Below are 633 nucleotides of genomic sequence, written 5' to 3'. Positions count from 1 at the left end.
CTTCTTGCCAGCCGTTTGATATGGATACGCAAATTGAGATTATGCCGCTCGATACGTTGGGTCAAAATTTTTCCCACCAAATGCTTTTCTGGCTCGACTTCTCTGGCGTAACTTCGCCAATCATCAGTCGTGATGAAACGAATGTGAAAAGGGGCTAATAAGTCGGGCAGTTTTCGGCAGGTCGCATCCGTTCGGGGACCGAATACATGGGCTATAACCTACTTTCTTTTTGTATCAAAGGCATACCAAAGCCAATGACGTTGTTTTTTATTGCCCACAAAAGACCCCTGCTCATCCAGCTCACAAATGGGGGTGACGTCATCATAAACAACCTGCCTTGATGTTACCTGTTTTGGCGACAGTTTTTTAAAGTCCGCATGACCGTATTGATGCCGATACTTAAAACACGTCCCGTGTCTCTCACACCGGAGCCATTCATCGCCATATCGACAATTTTTTCTTTCATACCCGGCTTATGGCCGTTGTAACGATAGTTGAGTTGGAAGGTTTTTTGGCAATCCTTGCAATAATAGCGAGGAAATCCGGCTTTACCTGTTCCGTGTTTGCGTACCGATTCGGTTTGGTTACAATACCGGCAAGCCACTTCTATCGTCACCGTCATTTTTAGACCCC

Annotated in this window: 1 pseudogene; it reads right to left on the bottom strand. The window is 45.8% G+C overall.

What is annotated here, in order from left to right:
- A pseudogene (locus Xbed_RS20440) lies at nucleotides 1-622 on the bottom strand (IS1 family transposase); the annotation flags it as partial.
- Between the last annotated feature and the right edge of the window lie 11 nt (nucleotides 623-633).

The organism is Xenorhabdus beddingii (assembly GCF_002127545.1).
Lineage (GTDB): Bacteria > Pseudomonadota > Gammaproteobacteria > Enterobacterales > Enterobacteriaceae > Xenorhabdus > Xenorhabdus beddingii.
This window is presented reverse-complemented; position numbering and strand designations above follow the sequence as displayed.